We start from the raw sequence: 20,205 nt of genomic DNA, 5'->3' as shown, positions 1-20,205 counted from the left end.
GTCGTGTGACACTACGGAGCCGGTAAGGCTCCATCTGATACTTGACTACCGATCACTAAAATAGTAAGGCACGTTTCATCTGGAGATTTCCCCGTAGCCCGGGCCCGTGCTCCGTTAGGAACGGGCTACCGCCCAGCCGAAATGACGGTGCTAGAGGTCGATTGACAGCAGTGACCCGACGTCGACACCGTCGTCGAGTAGCGTCCGCATACGGTCGACCGTTGCCTCATTCCGGGTCTGTCCGGTTCGGAGTACCTCCTCGACCCTGTCTATCGTCGTCCGCGTGTCCGACTGAACTGACAGCACTGGGACGTTTTTCTCGGCCGCCTGTCCGATGACCGCACTGGCGGGCTGGAACCCACCAGTGAGGAGTAATGCGTTGATACCGGACGCTTCGAGGGCTGCAGTCTGGACCTCCGAGCGGTCGCCGCCAGTGACGACGACGGCATCGCGCGTCCGCCGGAAGCGTTCGAGCGCGCTACTCCCGCTCATTGCGCCGACGCTGAATCGCTCGACGTGGACATCGGTATTTGCATCACCAGTGAGGATGTCCGCACCGAGGTTCCGGGCGAGGTCCGCAACGGTGACGCCGGCAAGCGAGCGGTCACGCGGCAGAATGCCGTGGACTGGAATGCCCTCGCCTTCGAGGAACGGGACCACGTCGTCGGCGAGTTCGTCCACCGTCGCGTCTGTGACGCCGTTGAACAGGACGCCGTCCAGTCGGTCGCCGATCGCCCGGGCCGCAGACAGAATTTCGTCTGTGTCACTGGGCGTGTCGTAGCCGGTGACTAACAGCACGCGGGCGTCGAGCAACTCCGCGATATCGATGTCAGTGAGATCGACGATGCTCCCGGTCGTTAGGTCACTGCTCCCTTCGACGAGGAGCATATCGGTTCCCGCCGAACACGTCTCGATGCTCTCCTGCAAACGCTCGCGGAGGTCGTCGGGGTCCTCACGCCCGCGGATGGCTTCCTGGATGAACGTCGGGGAGTAGACGATCGGCTCCATCTCGTGGAGGTCGGTCTCCAGATCGAGTAGCTCGCGGGCGAGCATCGGGTCCTCGTCCCGTGTCTTGCCGACCGCGCTCCGCAGGCGCGTCCCCTTGGGCTTCATGTAGCCGACATCGTAGCCCGCGTCGTGAGCGCGCGTCGCTAGCGCGAGCGTGATAGCCGTCTTGCCGATACCTTCCTCAAGCGATGTAACGAGTAGCGTGTTCGTGTCGGTCATAGTTTCTCCTGGTCGAGAGTGAGTCGCAGGTCGACCGCCTGCACCCCGTCGGGCCTCGCGACGAGGGGGTTGATGTCCAGTTCGACGATTGCGGGGAAGTCAGTGACGAGTTGCGAGAGCCGCTGGATGGTTTCGACGAGCGTCGCTTCATCGACTGGCTCGCTGCCCCGAGCACCGCGCAGCAGCGGTGCAGAGTCGATGTCGTCGAGCATCCCTTTCGCCTCGTTCTCGCTGACAGGGGCGACACTGACAGTGTTGTCTTCGAGTACCTCGACGAAAATTCCGCCGAGGCCGAACAACAGCAACGGCCCGAACTGCGGGTCGCGGTTCATTCCGAGAATCGTCTCGACGCCGTTATCGAGGTCGACCATCTCCTGTACTTGGACGCCGAGAATCGTCGCGTCTTCCTGATAGTTGCGCGCCCTGACGACGAGGTCCTCGTATGTGTCACGGACTTCCTCGACGGGAACGCCGACCTCGACACCGCCGATGTCGGACTTATGCAGGATGTCCGGACTGACGATTTTCATCACCACGTCGTCACCGATCTCCTCGGCAATCGCCTCCGCTTCGACGGGTGAGGAGACGACATCGCCCTGCGGTGTGGGAATCCCGTACGCATCAAGCAGTTCCATCGCTTCCACGCCGAGCCGGTTCGACCCACGCCGGGCGCCGGATTCGAGTACCTCGCGGGCCCGCTCGCGGTCCACGTCGAACGTCGTCGGCTCCTCGTACTCGGTCGCTCTGATCTCCCGATAGCGTCTGAGGGCGTCCAGACTCCCGACGGCGCGGGCCGGGTCGAAGTAGTTCGGCACGCCCGCTTCGCTCAGGACGTTCGCACCGGCGTCGACCGACTTCCCGCCCATCAACGTTGCCGCAACGGGTTTCTCGAACCGCTCCTGCTGTTCGACGATGCGTTCCGAGAGGTCCTCGAAGGAAAGCACTGCCGTCGGGCAGGCGACGACAACAGCCATCGACACGTTGTCGTCCGCCAGTACCGTTTCGAGCGCCGTCTCGAAACGCTCTGCGGGAGCGTCCCCGATGATGTCGACCGGGTTGTAGATATTGGCCTCGTCGGGCATCTCCTCGCGAAGCCGGGAGAACGTCTCGTCACCGAACTGCGCGAGTTGTAGGTCCGAGTCGCCGACAGCGTCGGTTGTCATCACGCCGGGACCGCCGGCGTTCGTCACGATAGCGATCTCGTCCCCGTCCGGGAGCGGCTGGCCGGCGAGGATCTGCGCGTAGTCGAACAGTTCCTGCACGGACTCGACACGGAGTGTCCCGGCCTTGTCGAGGCCCGCTTCGTAGGCCCGCTCCGAACCGGCCATCGCACCGGTATGGGAGGCGGCCGCGCTCGCACCCGCGTCCGTGCGGCCGGACTTGACGAGGACAATCGGCGTCTCCTGTGTCACCTCACGAGCCGTCTGTACGAACGAGGACCCGTCGTTGATGTCCTCAAGATAACCCAGAATGACGTCAGTATCGGGGTCGTCACCCCACTCAGCGACGAAGTCGCTCTCGTCGAGTACTGCCTTGTTCCCGAGCGAGACGATATCCTTGAAGCCGACATCGCGCTCGGCGGCCCAGTCGAGGACAGCGGTGATGAACGCGCCCGACTGGCTCATAAAGGAGATGTCGCCGTCGCTCGCCATCTCGTTCCCGAAGGTAGCGTTGAGCCCGACGGGGGTCGACATCACACCGAGGCTATTCGGCCCGACCAGGTTCAGGTCGTATTCGCGGGCCACCTCGCGGAGTCGACGTTCGCGTTCGGCCCCATCACTGCCGGTCTCACCGAAGCCGGCAGTGATGACCACGACGTTTTCGATACCCGCTTGCCCAGCGTTCTCGATGACGTCGACTGCCACCGTCGGCGGCACGACGACGACGGCAACGTCGACCGACCCCGGGTCTTCCAGGCCGGCGAGATTGTCGTAACACGGCAATCCAAGTACTGTCTCTTTGTTCGGGTTCACGGCCACGACCTCCCCTGCAAACGAATCGAGCAGGTTCGTGGTGACCGCGTGACCGACGGATCCCTCCGAATCGGTCGCCCCGACCACTGCGACACGGTCCGGCGCAAACAACGTCGATAATCGTCCCATGCCTCTACTCGGTGGTTACAGTGGGGCCCGAATATAGGTGTGGGGAACTCCCAGTAAGCGGGAATCTAGACGATTCATTACCGCGATTTCGGTGTGACGGTGTTTTTGTTCGTCACCCCCGTAGCGGTGTCCGATGACTGACACAGCACTCCTGGCACCATTTGACGACGACGTGGTCCGTGGAGTCGCGGGGACAAACAGCGTCGATGAAGAGCAATTGCGGTCCGCGCTCGCTGACCACCAGCGAACGATGCGTGAGAACCCAGGTGTCGAGGATCTCGTCTACGAGTGGCGAAAGCGGTTCGACGATGCAGTGCTGCACCGCACGCCCGAGACGTTCTTCATGGCTGTTAGAGAAAGCGTCTGGGAAGAGTACGGCACGCATCTCGGACTCGACGACTACCTGCTCGCCGCGGTCGTTGCAGTCCATCAGGAACACGTTCTTCGTGAAACAGCCGTCGACAGCAGCGCTATCGGCGAAAGCGCCGTCGCGCTCGTTGTTTCCCGGCCGTCGTCGCAGTAGGTGCGTTCCTTTTCCTATCAGGTTCCCAGCCTGGGCTAGAGAGACGGTTGTGATTATCGGATAATATTTCAGTTCAGGTAACCAGCCATTCTATCTGAGAATATAATTTTTGGGTTCCCGAAAACAAATTTTCACAAAACAATCTTTAAGTGGCCTCCACATGTACGATAAGATGACTATGGCAACACAAGAGCACGTCCGACGCGAGTTCGGGGAAGTCGAAGAGAACGAACTCCGCCTCGACAAGGAGAAGTCCGAGCAGGTAATCAACGCGCTGAACCAGGACCTGGCCGACACGTACACGCTGTACCATCAGGTCAAGAAGCACCACTGGAACGTCGAAGGTGCCGAGTTCCGTGACCTCCACCTGTTCCTCGGCGACGCCGCGGGACATGCCGAAGAAGCGGCCGACGAACTCGCGGAGCGAGCGCAGGCCCTCGGCGGCACGCCCATCGCCGGCGGGAAGGCACAGGAGGAGCACGCGTCGGTTGAACCGGAAGGACAGGACGTGTACGACATCCGGACATCCCTCGAAAACGACCTCGAGATGTACGGCGACGTCATCGAGTCGCTCCGTGACCACATCGACCTCGCGGAGAACCTCGGCGATCACGCCACGGCGCAGATCCTCCGGGAAATCATCGTCCAGACCGAGGAAGACGCTCACCACATCGAGCACTACCTCGAAGACGACACGCTCGTCCTAGACTAAAACGGCACACGGCTTTCTCTCTCAGTTTCTTCCGCTGGATAGTCGCCACATAGCTCAGACTGTGTCGCAGGATGTGAACCGGTCCGGTAGAACGCAGTTCGAGACTCGGAGGAAAAAGAAACGCGAGCGGGGAGACGAACGGACTATCGTCGAAGGTCGACAGTTACGTCGGTCGAAATCCAGCCGTCTCTGTTCCCGTCTTCGGTAAATACGGTTCTGTCAGCACCGCTGTCCAGTGCTGCAACGTCCGGGCGGTCCTCGGAGACCTCGACATCGTCCGTCTGTGATGGCATTACCTGAGTTAGGCACCCCTAAAGCTAAAAGGATTTTGGTTGACCTAATTGTCTATGGGCGCCACTCCCTGCATCGACGGCAGCGGCAACCAGAAGCCGGCCGCTGACACGGCGCGACCTTTAGTACCCGAGGCGACAAGAGAAAGGTATGAGTTCGGACGACGACCTTACCGCCCTGGTTACGGACCTCGTTACGACGCTACAGGAGTTAGAGACGGAGGTCGAGCCTACGACCGACAGCGGCCTGCCGCGGCCCCCGACGCCGGGTGAACTCCTGCGGTTCACCAGCGATGTGACTATCCCCGCAGTCATTCTCGTCTTGAAGACCAATATCGAGGCGCTGAAACTTCTCCGTCGAGCCCTCCGGATGGCCGAAGGGCGGCCGACATCGACCGGGTCCGCCTCGGATGAAGTGCGACAGCGTGCGAGTGACCTGAGTCGGGCCACGCTCTCCCGACTCGACGGTGCACTGACGGACCTCCAGCAGGCTGTGGAAGGGAGGCCGGAAGATGAAGACACCCGCGAGCTCATTCAGGAAGCCCAACAGTTGCGTGACCAGATCCAGGATAGACTAGCCGATGAACCAGGGATGAGTGAGGAGGTCGACCCCGATCAGGTCACTGACGTCCCAGTGGACGTAGATGCCGAATTACGGTCGATAAAAGACGATATCGATGGTCCGGACAGGGACAACGGCGGTAGCGAAAACGGAGATGGAAGCGACGAGGAGTAACGGAATCCAGTGCGGTATGAAAGTTATGTTTTATCAAACATAATGATTTATTATTGTACAAGTATAGGTATGAATACCGATGTCCAGCTCTACCGCTCCGAGTGGTCACCGGGCGACCCTGTTCGTCCGGTCTGACCTCCCTTCGCCGTCACAGAAACGCTGTACCGCTATCGAACGTGAGCTACAGGAGCTGGTGTGCCGTGGCGTACTCGACGACATCGAAACGGTCGAATGGGAGAAACGCGTGCCGCTGCAGGGCCCCGGTAACGGAACCGAACGGGGCCTGTACAACGAGTTTGCGGACTGGGCCCGCGAGGCCGGAGTCTGCCTCGCACCGTTTTTCGACACCCGGCTCTGTTACAGTTCGACGACGGGCGAGAGGCGCCGCGAACTCGTCATGCCGGCCGTCTGTCTCGCGGTCTACGAGGACGGCGACCTGGTGCAGGTAGCCCCCTTTGCTGACGCGGGCCGAACGGAATCCGTCGAGGAGTGCATTACAGAACTCGGCGAAACTGGGACCCTCCCGGATACCTACTCGACAACAGTCTCGACCGTATAGGTCCGCGTTTCCTGTTCGGCTTCTATGCCGTCTCCGGCGGCGTCAGCGACAGTCTACTCAGCGGCGGTCGAAAAGGGTCGCATTATCCGGCAGTATGTGGAGAGCGATCAGACCGGGTCCCAGCGGTAGCCGTCCCAGTCCTGACTCTCGGGCACCTTGATACCCGCGTCGGGGTTGCGGAGTTCCTCGACGTAGACGGGTTCGACCGTATCACCTGTTTCGACCTCGTCCGTGGTCACCTGCCCGAGTGCGCGCACGAACTCGTCGCTCGCGTCATCGATGTCCGTTACGTCGAATTCTACGATAGCCAGCGTGTTAGGCTCGCGGACGCCCGGTGGCGTCGCTGTCGAATGGGTCCAGGTGACGACTTCGCCGGTCCGGTCCGCAAGGTCAAAGGTTTCTTCCTGCGGTTCGCCACACTCAGGACACAGCGGATGCGTGGGGTACGAGACGTGACCGTTCGAACACATACCTGCTTCCAGCGTCATTCTGCGGCCTCCATGATGGTGGTGATGACACAGTTCCCGAATCCGCCGACGTTACACGCCAGTGCGGTGTCAGCCTCGACCTGTCGTGGCCCGGCCTCGCCGACGAGCTGCTCGTAGATTTCGACGCCCTGCGCGACACCGCTTGCCCCCAGCGGATGGCCCTTCGATTTGAGCCCGCCAGAGGTGTTGATTGGCAACTCGCCGTCCTTGGCAGTGGCCCCATCCATCGCCATCTCCCAGGCCGTTCCCTGGTCGGCGACACCGATGCCCTCCAGCTGGAGGAACTCCAGAATGGTGAACATATCGTGCAGTTCGGCCACGTCGAGGTCGTCAGGCCCGAGACCGGCCATCTCGTAGGCCTGCTCGCTCGACTCGACGACCCCGCCCATGACCGTCGGGTCGTCGCGCTCGTGGACGACGTGGGTATCGGTCGCCCCGCCGATGCCGGAGACCAGCGCATACTCGTCAGTGATCTCTTTGGCCCGTTCCTCCGTCGTGAACATGAGCCCGGCGCTGCCGTCCGTAATCGGACAGAAGTCGTACAGCCGCAACGGGTCCGCGATGATGGGTGACTCCAGCGCTTTCTCCATCGTGATCTCCTTCTGGAACTGCGCTTTCGGGTTGTCCACGCCGTTCCTGTGGTTCTTGACCGCCACGCGGGCCAGTGACTCACGGGGCGCGTCGAACCGCTCCAAGTAGTGTCGAGCGGTCATCCCGGCGAAGGACGGGAGCGTCACGCCGTGTTTGTACTCGTCGGGGTGGGTGATCGAGGCGATGATGTCGGTCGCCTGTCCCGTCGTCTTGTGGGTCATCTTCTCCCCGCCGACCAGGAGCGTCATCTCGCTGGCCCCACTGGCGACTGACTGCCAGGCCTCGTAGATTCCGGCCCCGCCCGAGGACGAGGTTTGGTCGACCCGTTCGCTATAGGCCGGAAGTACCCCCAAGTCGTGGGCCAGCAGGTTCATGATTCCCGTCTGCCCTTCGAACTCGCCGCTGGCCATGTTCGAGACGTACAGGTGCTCTACGTCGTCGGGCGCGACGCCGGCGTCGGTGAGGCACTCCTCGCCTGCCTGCGAGAGCAACTCACGGATCCAGGCGTCACGTTGCCCGAACTTCGTCATTGACGCGCCGATTACTGCGACTCCCATACCTGTGCCGTCACAGGGGTCTCGTGTATGTATTACGGTCTGACCTATAGAACGAGTGGAATGTTCACGCAGTCGTCCTAACGACCGACAGCCCTTCGGCGGGTTGGTCACCGGCTAGTGAGACGAGCAACCGCCAGCCGTCCGCAGTTCGCTCCGCTTGGGCCATCTGTGGCGTGATACTCGTCCGGCGCAGCAGTTCGACGGCAATCGGCAACACTGGGCAGCGGAGGTCCGACAGCGTCGGGCGATAGTTCTGTAATGTAATATATCTGGAACAGCGGCCGGGACCGGCGGCCGCGGGTTCGATTGCTGCCTCGTCGACCAGCCCTGCTGTTTCGAGGTCGGCGATGGCGTCCCGAACTGGCTCTGGCCCGCTTGGCTTTCTCGGTAGCTGTCCGGCGGCTTCGCGGAGGGTGTCCGCCTGTCTCTCCGGGTCGAGGTGTTCTTCCAGTGCCGTGGCCATGCTTTCGAGCATCGCCAGACAGAGTCGCTCGCGGTTCTCGGTTTCCTCAGCCGCTTCCAGATAGCTGTCGATGACTGCCTGCTCGACGGAGCGATGACGGCCCGACAGCACTTCGAACAGCGACCCGGCGACCGTGTGACAGTACTCCGGGAGCGACGACGGGCCAGTCCTGACGGCGTTGGTCCCCCACGGCGCTTCACAGACGATGAGGCCGTGAACGGTGACACGTGGGTCGTAGCGGCGGAGGGCGCTTCGGTAGGCAGTCGCGACGCTGGCCGCTTCGACGGCTGTTTCGCGGTCCGGGAACTGCATCCCGGACACTGGGAACGGCGGCGTGCCCGTCCTGGCGCTGACGACGCGATACGGCCCGACAGCCACATTGAGCTCCGAGAGCCTGTCACGGATATCCGCGAGCGTTCGTCCGACCATGGTTCCCCTACAGATCCCCAGCGACGATATCGGCGACGCGCTGGCGGTCGAACAGCTCCCGGTCTACGTCGTACACCTGCGACGCGACCCGTTCAGTGAGGACCAGATTCGTTATCGGCCCCTGGTACAGCGGTCCGCCGCGGTACACGTTCCCGTTCTGTACCGCCGTCAGTTCGCTCCCGGTCCGGTCCGATTCGAGGAAACTGACGACTGAATCTTCGAACTCCGAACGCGTCTTGTTCTCCTGCCCCCGTAGGAGCAAGTACTCGGGGTCGATCTCCAGCAGCGTCTCGAAGTCGACCTTACTCCGGTCGGCGTGGAAGTCCCTGACATCGGTTTTTGCGAACGCATCGCGCACGTGCAGGTCCCGCCACTGTTTGAAGCTGGTCCCGTCCTCGATGAGGTACGGTGAGAAGCTTGTCGGCTCGTCGCCCCCGGCCCACATGATGGCCACTTCCGGTCGGTCGGGGTTCGAGTCCGGAACGATATCGTCCAGACTCGCCCGGAACTCCTCGTGGAGGGACTGGAACGCCTCGAACCGGGTGGTTCTTTGGAACGCCTGGGAGAGCTTCTCGAAGGCTTCGTACAGCGTGTAGTAGGTGTAATCGTGCCACTCGTAGCCCGTCGAGAAGATACTGTTCCCGAAGAAGGGGGCAATCTGGGACTCGATTTCATCGATATCCGACTGCTCCCAGGACCCGCGGCTCTGCAGGAAGTTCGGATCCATGACGTGGATGTCGGCGTCTATTTCGTAGAACTGCTCTTTCCCGACACCGCTGTCCCCCCACAACTTCTGGATCGACCTTCCGTCGACGCTGACGCCCGGAATCTCGTCGTAGTACTGGGTATGATATCGCGATGGTAGCCAGACTCCCTCCGGTGCGTCGAGACCGAGCGCGATCCCCATATCTGCCCAGCTGCCGTTGTTCGCGACCCAGACCTCCGGGGCTGACTCGAAGGTGACCTCGCCGACTGGCTCCATCGAGACTGAGTAACCCGAACCCGTCGATTCGGTGTTCGCTGTCGCAGTCGACTCCGCGGCCGTCGTCCCGGATTCCGTCGAATCGTCAGTCGCGCCGTCACCACCGTTCCCGGTCTCGGACTGACCCGAACAGCCGGCAACGGTACCTGCCAGCCCGACACCGGCCGCAACGATGTACTCTCGTCGGTTCATATCTTTTTAGGCTTGCCTAAATGGCTTAAATCTTCCCATATTTAGGCAGTCCAAAAACCCCATGAATCGACAAACAGCACCACAGCCCCCGGCAGTGAGAATCCACACAAAGTATATCCGTGCGTGCTAACCACACACGAAATATGCAGGAAGCCTGGCTTCAACTCCAGTGTCCGGCGTGTTCAGTCGCCTGGGAAGAGCAAGTGTCCGACCTCCCGGCCCCGGAGACGCAGTTCACGTGTGACGACTGTGGGGCCGAGCGGTCGCTGTCGGAGTTCATGCGGACCACTCGCGACCTCGAAGTACTGCAGGAGTTTACCGACTCTTAGTACCGCGCTCGCGCCGCCGCCTTCCACTCCTCGCCGCGCTTGACCCTGTTCGGAGGACGGCGTTTGCCCACGTTCGCCAGCCGTCCGGCCAGTGTCCATTTGTCAACATGCTCGACAGGCGAACGCTGCAATGACGCTTTAGCAGCGCGCTGGCGGTCGGTCAGGTGAGCGCTGATCGCAGCGGTGATAGCCGCTGCTTCTGCCTGTGATGCATCCGCTGGTATCGACAGCGACAGGTCGTCCGGGTCCGCGCTGTCAGTGGGCAGTGCCGCCACCGTGTCCGACTGTGGTGTGTCCTGAGTCGCCATGTTACAGCGGGATGTTGCCGTGGTCTTTCGGCGGCGTATCCTCGCGCTTGCGCTGCAGGAGGTCGAGGTCCTGAATGAGTCGCTTGCGCGTCTCTTTCGGTTCGATAACGTCGTCGAGGTAGCCCCGCTTCGCCGGCCCGTACGGATTGGCGAACTCGTCGCGGAACTCGTCCATCAGTTCCTGACGCCTAGCGTCCGGGTTGTCAGCCTCCGCGATCTCGTTCCGGTAGAGGATGTTGACGGCTCCTCGCGGGCCGAGCACGGCCATCTCTGAACCGGGCCAGGCGTAGTTCACGTCGCTGCCCAGGAACTTCGAGGACATGACGATGTACGCGCCGCCGTAGGCCTTCCGCACGACGACCGACAGCAGCGGGACCGTCGCCTCGGCGTAGGCGTAAATGAGCTTCGCACCCCGCCGGATGATGCCGTTGTGCTCCTGATCCGTGCCGGGCATGAACCCGGGGACGTCGACGAGCGTGAGGATGGGGATGTTGAACGAGTCACAGAAGCGGACGAACCGGGCTGCTTTCTCCGCCGCATCTATGTCCAACGTTCCTGCGCTCACGCGTGGCTGATTGGCGACGACGCCGACCGACTGGCCGTCCATCCGCGAGAAGCCAACGACGACGTTGCGCGCCCAGTTGCCGTGGACCTCGAAGAAGGAGTCCTCGTCGACGATGGCGTCGATTACCTTCGTCATGTCGTAGGGCTTGCGCGGTGCCGACGGGACGATATCGGTCACACCGGGGATTTCCCGGTCAGGGTCGTCCCAGGGCTTGACTCGCGGCGGATCTTCCATGTTGTTCGCCGGCAGGTACGACAGGAGACGGCGGATGTTCTCCAGGGCCTCCTCCTCGGAGGGGTACGAGAAATGGGCGACGCCGGACTTCGTGGAGTGTGAGCTCGCACCGCCGAGTTCCTCTTTCGACACCTGCTCGCCGGTCACTGTCTCGATGACGTCCGGCCCGGTGATGAACATGTGGCTGGTGTCCTGCACCATGAAGGTGAAATCGGTCAGCGCCGGGCTGTAGGTGGCCCCGCCCGCGCATGGCCCCATGATCGCGGATATCTGGGGGATGAGTCCACTGGCCTTGGTGTTGCGCTCGAATATCTTGGCGAAGCCGACCAGCGAGTCGACGCCTTCCTGAATGCGGGCGCCACCTGAGTCGTTGAGGCCGATGACCGGGACGCCGTTCTCGATGGCCCGGTCCATCACCTTGCAGATCTTATCGGCGACGACCTCGCCAACTGAGCCACCCAGCACGGTGAAGTCGTGGGCGAACAGGAACACCTTCCGCCCGTCGACCTCGCCGTAGCCGGTGACGACCGCGTCCCCGGCAAAGCGCTTCTCCTCCATGCCGAAGTTCGTCGACCGGTGCTCGACGAACGGATCGACCTCGTTGAACGTGCCGTCGTCGACGAGGAAGTCGATACGCTCGCGGGCGGTCATCTTGCCCTTCTCGTGCTGGGATTCGATGCGGGCTTCACCGCCCCCGAGCTCGGCTTCGGCTCGTTTCTGTCGCAACTCTTCGACCGCGTCGGCAGGGGTCCCGGTCTCGTCGTCTGGTTCTTCCTGTTGACTCATCCTACCACTCCATCCCGCCGTTGACACCAAGTACCTGTCCTGTCATGTAGCTCGATTCCTCGCTGGCGACGAACCTGACGATACCGGCGATATCTTCGACGCGTGCGAACCGGTCGAGCGGAATCTCCCGCAGAATCTTCTCCTGAACGCGCTCGGGCACCTCCTCTAGCATGTCGGTCTTGACAAAGCCCGGCGCGACGCAGTTCGCGGTCGAGCCCGTGTGTGCCAGTTCGAGCGCGAGCGTCCGTGTAAACCCAAACAACCCGGATTTCGTCGTCGCGTAGTTGGCCTGTCCGATGTTGCCCTGCTGGCCGACGACGCTAGAGATATTTATCAGTCGGCCATGCTCGGCGTCGCGAATGTCGTCGTAGAAAGCTTTCGTCCCGTTGAACACACCGCCAAGATTGACATCGATAACCGTCTCCCAGTCGTCACGGGTCATGTTTTCGAACTTCTTGTCGATGGTGATACCGGCGTTGTTGACGAGTACGTCCGCGGGCCCGAACTCGTCGGCCACCCTCTCACGCATCGCCCGGACCTCATCGAGTTTCGCCACGTCGGCCTGCGCCGCGATAGCAGTGCCGCCGCTTTCGCGAATATCCTCGACGACGGCACGGGCTTCCGCCTCTGAGGATCGGTAATTAACAACAACATTGGCCCCGTGGGCACCGAGGTCTTTGGCGATTCCGCGGCCGATACCGCGCGAGGACCCAGTGACGACACAGGTTTGATTTTCCAGGTTCATTTGTGGTTAATGGGAGCCCTGTTGCTTCGTACGCTCATCACCTAATCTGGCAAAGCACAGCCAAATAATAGTTCGCCTTATACAACATTGGTCGACGGAGCCAGAATATAATGATGATTCCATTACAGGAGAAATGACGGCTGAAATACAAACTCACGAGGGCAGTAAAATGAGAACGTCAAGTCTTTTAGGATAGCCTAAAGACGTAGAGCCAGTACATGACAGCCGACATCTGCGTGATGGTGCCGACCATACGAAACCACGAATGTATGCGGTCGTACTTCCAGAACGCCCGAGACCACGGGTTCGACCTGGACCGACTGTTCGTCGTCCTCATCACTGAGGACTTCTGTGACACTGACGCGATGGAACAGATGCTCGACGAGGAGGGCGTCGACGGGGCCGTCTACGACGGGACCGGACGCGAAGCGTGGTTCGAGACCCACGGCGCGAGCGAGTATTCACACCTCATTCCCGAAGCGAGCCACGCCCAGACGTCGTTTGGTCTCCTCTACATGTGGGCCAACGACTACGAGTACGGTGTGTTCATCGACGACGACACGCTGCCACACGAGGACGCGGACTTCTTCGGGACACACATGTCGAACCTGGCCTTCGAGGGCGAAATCGAGACGGTCAGTTCCGACGAGCAGTGGGTCAACGTTCTCTACCAGAACGAGGACGAACACGGCCTCTACCCGCGTGGCTACCCCTACGCCGCGATGGACGAGACGGTGTCGACTGAGCAGACTCGGGTCGACGACGTGGTCGCCTCGCAGGGCCTCTGGACGAACGTCCCGGACCTCGACGCCGTTCGCATCCTGATGGACGGCGATCTGCAGGGACAGGCCCAGACGCGTACCAGCGGGGCGGACTTCGGCGACGACTTCGTCGCCGCCGAAGGGCAGTATCTCACCGTCTGCTCGATGAACCTCGCGTTCCGCCGCGAAGTCATCCCGGCGTTCTACCAGCTCCCGATGGACGACAACGAATGGGATGTCGGTCGCTTCGACGACATCTGGTCGGGCGTGTTCCTCAAGCGAGCCTGTGACGTACTGGGCAAGCAGATCTACAACGGCGACCCGCTGTGTGAACACAACAAAGCGCCCCGTTCGACGTTCTCAGACCTGACTAACGAGGTCCACGGGCTCGAACTCAACGAGCACGTCTGGGAGATCGTCGACGAGGCCGGCTCGGATGCCGACTCCTACGCCGAGGTGTTCGACGCGATCGCCACGGCGATGGCCGACGGCGATTTCAGTGACTGGGAAAACGGTGCCTTCCTTAACTACTGCGGCGAATTCATGCTCGACTGGCTGGAATGTCTCGACGAACTGGACGCCGCCGCGACGGGACAGGTCCCCGCAACCGCCGACGACTAGAAAGGCCTAAGTTGTTTAGGCAACCCTAAATCAAACAATGAGTGATTCTAGCGATATGACGGGACGTAACGCGACGCAGTCTCGACGGCGCTTCCTTGCTCTTGGCGGCGCGACTGCCGCGACAGCCCTTGCCGGCTGTTCCGGCCTTCTCAGCGGTGGCGACGGCGGTGACGGGGGAAGCGACGGCGGGACCGGTACGGGAACAGGAGCCGGCCAGCTCTCCCTCTCGGACTTCCGCGGCTCCGGCCCCCTGGTAGCACAGCGGGACGCCCCGGGCGGCACCTCCATCGAGGAGCTACCGGACCTCAGCGGCGAACTGACGCTGTATCTCGGCGGCGGGGAGGGTGGCCTGTATCTCGACCTCATCGAACTGTTCGAGCAGCTGTATCCGGATTTCACGGCGAACCACAGACGGCAACCCTCCAGTGACCTCGCAAACAGGATTATCGAGGAGAACGCGGCCGACGCGAGCCCCGCCGACGTGTTCATGTCCATCGACGCCGGTTCGCTCGGTGCCGTGGCCAACGCCGGCGCGACAGCAAGCCTCCCCGATGAGGTCCTTTCGACGGTCCCCGAAGCCTATCAGGACAGCGAGGGACGCTGGGTGGGCATCGCCGGGCGCGCCCGGGCGATCCCGTACAATACGAACCAGATTTCCGACTCCGACATCCCGTCGTCGGTGCAGGATTTCCCCGAGGCAGCCGCCCTCGAAAACAGCATGGGCTGGGCACCGAGCTACGGCGCGTTCCAGTCGTTCGTCACCGCGATGCGACTCATTCGCGGCGACGACGAGACGATGTCGTGGCTCCAGGCGATGCAGGACCACGGTATCAGTACCTACGACGACGAGTTCCGCGTCTCCAATTCCTGTGCTGACGGGGAACTGGCCGCCGGCTTCGCCAACCACTACTACACGCTTCGGGTCCAGTCGGCCCGCGAAAGCTCGCCCATCGGCCTCGCGTTCACTGAGGGCGATGCCGGCGCGCTCGTCAACGTCTCGGGCCTGGAAATCATCAACGGAACCGACAACGCGGACCTGGCGTCGAACTTCGTTCGGCACGTCCTCTCGGCGGAGGCCCAGGAGTTCTTCGCCACCCGGACGTTCGCGTATCCGATGATTCCGGGCGTCGAACCGGTTGGCGACCTGCCACGCATCGACGAACTGAACCCGCCGGACATCAACCTGACCGAACTGGCCGACGTGGCCGGAACCGTTGACTTACTTCGGGACGCTGGCGTCCTCTAATATGGGCACAAAAGACCGGTACGAGCGGCTTCGGGAGCAGGCGACGACGTCGGAACGAGACTCGTCGCCGCATACGCTGCTCGCAGTGGTCTCGCTGGCGATCTCGCTGTTGTTACTGGCACCACTGGTGTGGGTGTTTCTGCGGGCGGGCGAAATCGAGTTCGCGCGTGCGGTAGAACTACTGACGAGCGACACGACCGTTTCGGTGACGCTGAACACGCTGGCGCTGGTGACTGGTGTCACCCTCGCGTCGATTCTTATCGGGGTCCCACTGGCAATTCTCACCGCACAGACGGACCTGCCGTTCAAACGGTTCTGGACGATTACGTCCGCGCTACCGCTGGTCGTCCCGAGTTACATCGGGGCCTTCGCGTTCGTTTCGGCGTTCGGCCCCCGTGGCGTCCTCGCGGACCTGCTTGCGCCGCTCGGTATCGAACAAATCCCGACCATATACGGCCTGCACGGCGCGATACTCGTGTTGACGCTGTTTACGTACCCCTACGTGTTTTTGACGACGCGCGCGTCGCTGCTGTCGTTCGACGGAACCGTCGTCGAGGCTGCCCGGACACTGAACCACACTCGCTGGGAGGCGTTCCGCCGCGTCACGTTGCCACAGATCGCACCCGGTATCGCCGCCGGCGCGCTGCTGGTAGCGCTGTACGCGCTCTCTGACTTCGGAACACCGGCGATTATGCAGTACGACGTGTTCACGCGGATGATCTACAACGAGTTCGGCGCGCGCCGGCTTGACTACGCCTCCGTGCTCTCGATGCTGTTGCTCGTGATGGCGCTCGGCATCCTTGCCGTTGAATCCCGGCTCAGCGCGGGCCGGGACGGTGCCTACGTCAGCAGCGGTTCGCGCCGGCCCGGTCTCATCAGGCTCGGGTACTGGAAGGCCCCGGCACTGCTGTTTTGCGGTGCTATCGCGTCGCTGTGTCTGGTATTGCCGATAGGTATCCTGCTCCAGTGGCTCCTCCGGTCCGGCACGGGCTACAGCGGCGGCGGCTTCGCGTTCGAGGCCTCCTACGCCTGGAACTCTGTTGGCCTCGCGGCCGCCGCGGCCGCTATCTGCGTCGTAGCGGCGCTCCCCATCGCGTACCTCTCCGCGCGCGGCAGTTCGGGCATCTCGTCGCTTCCGGAGCGGGCCACGTACGTCGGCTACGCCGTCCCCGGTGTCGTACTCGGCCTGGCGCTGGTGTACCTGGGGCTCCGGTACGTCCCCTTCCTGTACCAGAGCGTCATCCTGCTGGTGTTTGCCTACGTGATTCGGTTCCTCCCGCAGGCCGTCGGGACGACCGAATCGTCGATTCTCCAGGTTGACCCGAGCTACATCGAGGCGGCGCGGTCGCTGGGGTATCACCCGCTCTCGGCGTTTCGGAAAGTCGTCTTGCCGCTTGTTGCCCCGGGTATCGCCGCCGGGGCCGCGCTAGTGTTCCTGACGACGATGAAGGAATTGCCGGCAACGCTGATGTTACGCCCGACGGGCTTCGAAACGTTCGTCACGTACATCTGGCTCGTCCAGGGTGCCGGCTACTACGGACAGGCGGCGGTCCCGGCCCTCGTGCTCGTTGGCCTTTCAGGGCTCTCCATGCTGGTCATTCTTCGACGGGAGGACACAAGCTAATGTCTCGACAAACACGCACACAGCAAACATCGGACTTCGACGACGTGGACGCAGCGGTAGCGAACCCGGACCGGACTGTCCTGCGACTGGACGACGTGTCCAAGGACTACGGCCACGAGGTCGCCGTCGAGAACCTCTCGCTCGACGTGAAAGACGGCGAACTGCTGACGCTACTCGGTCCCTCGGGGTGTGGGAAGACGACGACGCTCCGGATGATCGCCGGACTGGAACGCCCTTCTGACGGACAGATCTCCATCGCTGACGAGGTCATCGCTGACGGCTCCTCGTTCCGAAAGCCGGAGGAGCGAAACGTCGGCATCGTCTTTCAGGACTACGCCCTGTTCCCGCATCTTACCGTCGCCGAGAACATCGCTTTCGGTCTGACCGAGATGGAAGAAGAGGCCGTCGCGGAACGGGTCGACGAACTGCTCGAACTGGTCGACCTCTCGACCCATCACGACAAGATGCCGAGCCAGCTTTCCGGCGGCCAGCAACAACGCGTCGCGCTCGCGCGCTCGCTGGCACCAGAGCCAGACGTCCTCCTGCTGGACGAGCCGTTCTCGAATCTGGACGTGCGCCTGCGCGTCGAGATGCGCGAGGAGGTCCGCAAGATCCTCAAGCGGGCCGGCGTCACCGCCATCTCCGTGACCCACGATCAGGAGGAAGCGCTGTCGATAAGCGACCGCGTCGCCATCATGAACGACGGGACCATCGCCCAGGTCGGCGACCCCGCTGAAGTGTTCGAAAACCCCGAGAGCCGCTTCGTGGCGAGCTTCCTCGGGCAAGCGAGCTTCCTCTCGGCCCGGGTCACCAGCGACGTCATCGAAACCGGACTCGGCTCGTTCGACGTGGAGTTGCTGAACGGGCCGGTCGAGGCGTACAACGGCGCGATGGTCGACGTGCTCGTTCGACCCGACGACCTGCAGGCGATGCCGACGAACGAGTCCAAAGCCGACGGCTACGTCGTCCACCGCCAGTACAACGGTCCCTCGTTCGTCTATCGGGTCGAGCTCCATAGCGGCGACGTCGTCCACTGCATGCACAACCACGTCGAGACGTTCGAGCCGGGCCAGCCCGTCGAGGTTGACCTGGTCGCCGACCACGACCTGGCCTGGTATCCGACGGAATGACGCGACTGCGCCGGCCGGGGGTGCAGGCGGGGCTGGTGGCACTGTTTGGCGGGCTCGCCGTCTTCGCGCTCGCCCACATCGTCTTTCCGCACCACACCACGAACCACGACGAGGGCGTCTACCTCCAGCAGGCCGCGATGCTGCTGGAGGGGCAACTGTTCATGTACCCGCCAGTCGAGGAGGCGTTCCGGCCGTGGTTCTTCGTGGCCGACGCCGGGCGACTGTATCCGAAGTACGCGCCGGTCCCGGCGGCGATGTTCGCTGTCGGGAAACTGCTCGGCGGGTACCGCGTCGCGCTCGGACTGATTTCGACCGGCGTGCTGGCGCTAACCTACCACACCGTCCGCGAGGCGTTCGACGCCCGAACGGGTGTAATAGCGACACTCCTCATGCTCGGATCGCCGCTCTTTCTCATCGACGCCTCGGTGTTTCTCTCGTACGTCCCAACGACGCTCTGGAACCTCGGTTTCGCGGCGGCGTATCTCCACGCCGACCGGACGGGGAGCCCGCGGACGGCGGCCTGTGCCGGGCTCTCGATCGGAATCGCCTTCTTCGCGCGGCCGTACACCGCGGTGCTGTTTGCGACGCCGTTCATCACCCACGCGCTGTGGTCGCTCCGGACGCGCGACCCGGCGCGATTCAAGCGTCTGTCACTGACTGCCGTCGGCGGGCTTACTGGCGTCGCCGCGACGCTTGTCTACAACCGCGTCGTCACCGGCTCCGCCCTGTTGTTCCCGTACGAGGTGTTCGCCCCGCAGGACGGGCCGGGTTTTGGCTACCGTGAGATTCTGGGCTACTCACGGGAGTTCACGCCAGCGATGTCGCTGGACGCGAACGCCGAACTCCTCTGGAAACTCGTCACTCAGTGGGTCGTCGCCGGGCCGCTGGGGACGCTCGCTGCAGCCGTCGGACTCGGGGCCATCGCACGCCGTGGGATAGACGGCCGACAGGCGGCGCTGGCCGGCGTGCTGCTGACGGTCCCGCTCGGCAACGGCTACTTCTGGGGGACCGTGAACATGCTCGGGGACCTCTCAGACCCGACCGACGGGCTGGTCGCCTTTCTGGGGCCGTTCTACCACGTCGATATGCTCGTCCCGCTGACGGCTTTCGGTGCTGTCGGTGTCGTTACCGTCGCCCGACGGACACGCCAACTCGTCACCGACCGGGTCAGCGCCGACCACGTCCGTCCAGTCCTGCTCGCGCTGGCGCTGTGTGGCGCGGCGATTGGCAGCGGCGCGGCCGTCGCGACGGCGGCCGAGCCGGTATCGGACAACTATCAGGTGACCCAGCAGTTAGAACAGGCCTACGAGCCTTTCGAGCAGCGTGGCCTCGACAACAGCCTGGTCTTGCTCCCGACGCCGTACGGCAACTGGCTCAATCATCCGCTCCAGTCGGTCCGCAACGACCCCGGCTTCGACGGCGACACTGTCTACGCGATGCAACACCGCCAGTTCGACGTGGTCGACGCCTACCCGGACCGGAACTACTACCGCTACGTGTTCCGCGGCGAGTGGGTCCCGTATCTCGGGCTGCCTGTCGAGCCGCGGCTCCAACCGGTGTCTGTGACGGAGGGCGAGACAGTCCGGACAGATGTGTCGGCGGCAGTTCCGGAGCAGGCCGCGCTGGTCTCGATACGGCTCACCAGCAAGGGCACCAACGACTACGCGACCGTCACTGGAGCCGACAGGCTGGATTTGCAGCTCTCAACCGACCGGGACCGGACGCGGCTCACCGGCGATGGCGTTGAGGATCAGGTCAGCGTACCGACGCCGGAAGACGGGACGGTCACGCTCGTCATGTTCGTCGACTACGGTACCGGCGCGGGGTTCGAGTACCGGGCGGAGCTACCGGTCGACCGGACGGACGACGGCGTCCGGACGCTGACGCCGCGGCTCGAAGTCTGTAAGGATCAGCGCCGTTGCGGCGGCGAGGCGGCGTACGTTCCGGGCGCGCACCGCGACGGCATCAGCATGAACGCGACCACGACAGCGAAAAATACGTGAAA

The 20,205-nt window shown here is 62.8% G+C and carries 20 protein-coding genes; 10 read left to right on the top strand and 10 right to left on the bottom strand.

The annotated features are described in order from the left end of the window. Positions 1-150 precede the first annotated feature (150 nt). Both C444_RS10300 and acs read right to left on the bottom strand, forming a co-directional pair. On the bottom strand, positions 151-1,227 hold the full coding sequence (locus C444_RS10300) for a phosphotransacetylase family protein (protein ID WP_004592728.1): 1,077 nt from the start codon (positions 1,225-1,227) through the stop codon (positions 151-153). Next, complete coding sequence (gene acs / locus C444_RS10295; protein ID WP_004592727.1) at positions 1,224-3,329, bottom strand: acetate--CoA ligase alpha subunit; 2,106 nt, start codon at positions 3,327-3,329, stop codon at positions 1,224-1,226. Before acs ends, C444_RS10300 begins: the two co-directional genes overlap by 4 nt. 133 nt (positions 3,330-3,462) lie before the next feature. Here acs and C444_RS10290 point away from each other — a divergent pair, with 133 nt between their 5' ends. Further along, entirely contained in the window at positions 3,463-3,852 is a 390-nt protein-coding gene (locus C444_RS10290; protein ID WP_004592726.1) for a hypothetical protein, read from the top strand. 178 nt (positions 3,853-4,030) lie between these two features. Beyond that, a complete protein-coding gene (dpsA, locus tag C444_RS10285) occupies positions 4,031-4,564 on the top strand; it encodes a DNA starvation/stationary phase protection protein DpsA (protein ID WP_004592725.1) in 534 nt (177 codons plus the stop codon). Between the two features lie 143 nt (positions 4,565-4,707). On the opposite strand, the gene C444_RS22335 is transcribed toward dpsA, so the two are convergent. Further along, positions 4,708-4,857, bottom strand: coding sequence for a hypothetical protein (locus C444_RS22335; RefSeq protein ID WP_004592724.1), 150 nt, complete (start codon positions 4,855-4,857; stop codon positions 4,708-4,710). Between the two features lie 148 nt (positions 4,858-5,005). On the opposite strand from C444_RS22335, the gene C444_RS10280 reads away from it, so the two are divergent. Both C444_RS10280 and C444_RS10275 read left to right on the top strand, forming a co-directional pair. Continuing rightward, entirely contained in the window at positions 5,006-5,590 is a 585-nt protein-coding gene (locus tag C444_RS10280) for a DUF7547 family protein (RefSeq protein WP_004592723.1), read from the top strand. 79 nt (positions 5,591-5,669) lie between these two features. Beyond that, positions 5,670-6,149: an HTH domain-containing protein gene (locus tag C444_RS10275; protein ID WP_004592722.1), complete on the top strand. Its 480-nt coding sequence runs from the start codon at positions 5,670-5,672 to the stop codon at positions 6,147-6,149. A 107-nt stretch (positions 6,150-6,256) separates the two neighbouring features. Here the strand turns inward: C444_RS10275 and C444_RS10270 are convergent, their stop codons facing one another. The 4 genes from C444_RS10270 to C444_RS10255 form a co-directional block, all read right to left on the bottom strand. Further along, entirely contained in the window at positions 6,257-6,637 is a 381-nt protein-coding gene (locus tag C444_RS10270; RefSeq protein ID WP_004592721.1) for a Zn-ribbon domain-containing OB-fold protein, read from the bottom strand. Next, a complete protein-coding gene (locus C444_RS10265) occupies positions 6,634-7,785 on the bottom strand; it encodes a thiolase family protein (protein WP_004592720.1) in 1,152 nt (383 codons plus the stop codon). Before C444_RS10265 ends, C444_RS10270 begins: the two co-directional genes overlap by 4 nt. A 64-nt stretch (positions 7,786-7,849) precedes the next feature. Next, a complete protein-coding gene (locus C444_RS10260) occupies positions 7,850-8,677 on the bottom strand; it encodes a DUF7551 domain-containing protein (RefSeq protein ID WP_004592719.1) in 828 nt (275 codons plus the stop codon). Between the two features lie 7 nt (positions 8,678-8,684). Next, positions 8,685-9,851 carry an ABC transporter substrate-binding protein gene (locus C444_RS10255; protein ID WP_004592718.1) on the bottom strand — a complete coding sequence of 389 codons (1,167 nt, stop codon included), beginning with the start codon at positions 9,849-9,851 and terminating at the stop codon, positions 8,685-8,687. 143 nt (positions 9,852-9,994) lie between these two features. Here C444_RS10255 and C444_RS10250 point away from each other — a divergent pair, with 143 nt between their 5' ends. Further along, positions 9,995-10,180, top strand: coding sequence for a DUF7836 family putative zinc-binding protein (locus C444_RS10250; protein ID WP_004592717.1), 186 nt, complete (start codon positions 9,995-9,997; stop codon positions 10,178-10,180). On the opposite strand, the gene C444_RS10245 is transcribed toward C444_RS10250, so the two are convergent. The 3 genes from C444_RS10245 to C444_RS10235 are packed head-to-tail and all read right to left on the bottom strand — an operon-like array spanning position 10,177 to position 12,818. Continuing rightward, the gene (locus C444_RS10245) at positions 10,177-10,488 is read right to left on the bottom strand and encodes a hypothetical protein (RefSeq protein WP_004592716.1); all 312 of its coding nucleotides are present in this window, start codon (positions 10,486-10,488) and stop codon (positions 10,177-10,179) included. The two genes, C444_RS10250 and C444_RS10245, sit on opposite strands and share 4 nt — an antisense overlap. A gap of 1 nt (position 10,489) precedes the next feature. Then, positions 10,490-12,073 carry an acyl-CoA carboxylase subunit beta gene (locus tag C444_RS10240; protein WP_004592715.1) on the bottom strand — a complete coding sequence of 528 codons (1,584 nt, stop codon included), beginning with the start codon at positions 12,071-12,073 and terminating at the stop codon, positions 10,490-10,492. Position 12,074: 1 nt separating this feature from the next. Then, entirely contained in the window at positions 12,075-12,818 is a 744-nt protein-coding gene (locus C444_RS10235) for a beta-ketoacyl-ACP reductase (protein WP_004592714.1), read from the bottom strand. Between the two features lie 218 nt (positions 12,819-13,036). On the opposite strand from C444_RS10235, the gene C444_RS10230 reads away from it, so the two are divergent. Genes C444_RS10230 through C444_RS10210 form a run of 5 tightly spaced genes read left to right on the top strand, consistent with a single transcriptional unit; the run spans position 13,037 to position 20,203 of the window. Next, entirely contained in the window at positions 13,037-14,200 is a 1,164-nt protein-coding gene (locus tag C444_RS10230; RefSeq protein WP_004592713.1) for a hypothetical protein, read from the top strand. 55 nt (positions 14,201-14,255) lie between these two features. Next, positions 14,256-15,446 (top strand): extracellular solute-binding protein, encoded by a 1,191-nt coding sequence (locus C444_RS10225; protein WP_004592712.1) that lies wholly within the window; start codon positions 14,256-14,258, stop codon positions 15,444-15,446. A gap of 1 nt (position 15,447) precedes the next feature. Beyond that, the gene (locus C444_RS10220) at positions 15,448-17,070 is read left to right on the top strand and encodes an ABC transporter permease (protein ID WP_004592711.1); all 1,623 of its coding nucleotides are present in this window, start codon (positions 15,448-15,450) and stop codon (positions 17,068-17,070) included. Further along, the gene (locus C444_RS10215; protein WP_004592710.1) at positions 17,070-18,200 is read left to right on the top strand and encodes an ABC transporter ATP-binding protein; all 1,131 of its coding nucleotides are present in this window, start codon (positions 17,070-17,072) and stop codon (positions 18,198-18,200) included. Before C444_RS10220 ends, C444_RS10215 begins: the two co-directional genes overlap by 1 nt. After that, positions 18,197-20,203: an ArnT family glycosyltransferase gene (locus C444_RS10210; RefSeq protein WP_004592709.1), complete on the top strand. Its 2,007-nt coding sequence runs from the start codon at positions 18,197-18,199 to the stop codon at positions 20,201-20,203. The genes C444_RS10215 and C444_RS10210 overlap by 4 nt, the downstream gene beginning before the upstream one ends. Positions 20,204-20,205 lie beyond the last annotated feature (2 nt).

Source organism: Haloarcula japonica DSM 6131 (genome assembly GCF_000336635.1).
Taxonomy (GTDB): Archaea; Halobacteriota; Halobacteria; order Halobacteriales; family Haloarculaceae; genus Haloarcula; species Haloarcula japonica.
Note: the sequence above shows the minus strand (reverse complement) of the source record. Positions and strands in the feature narration are given on the sequence as shown.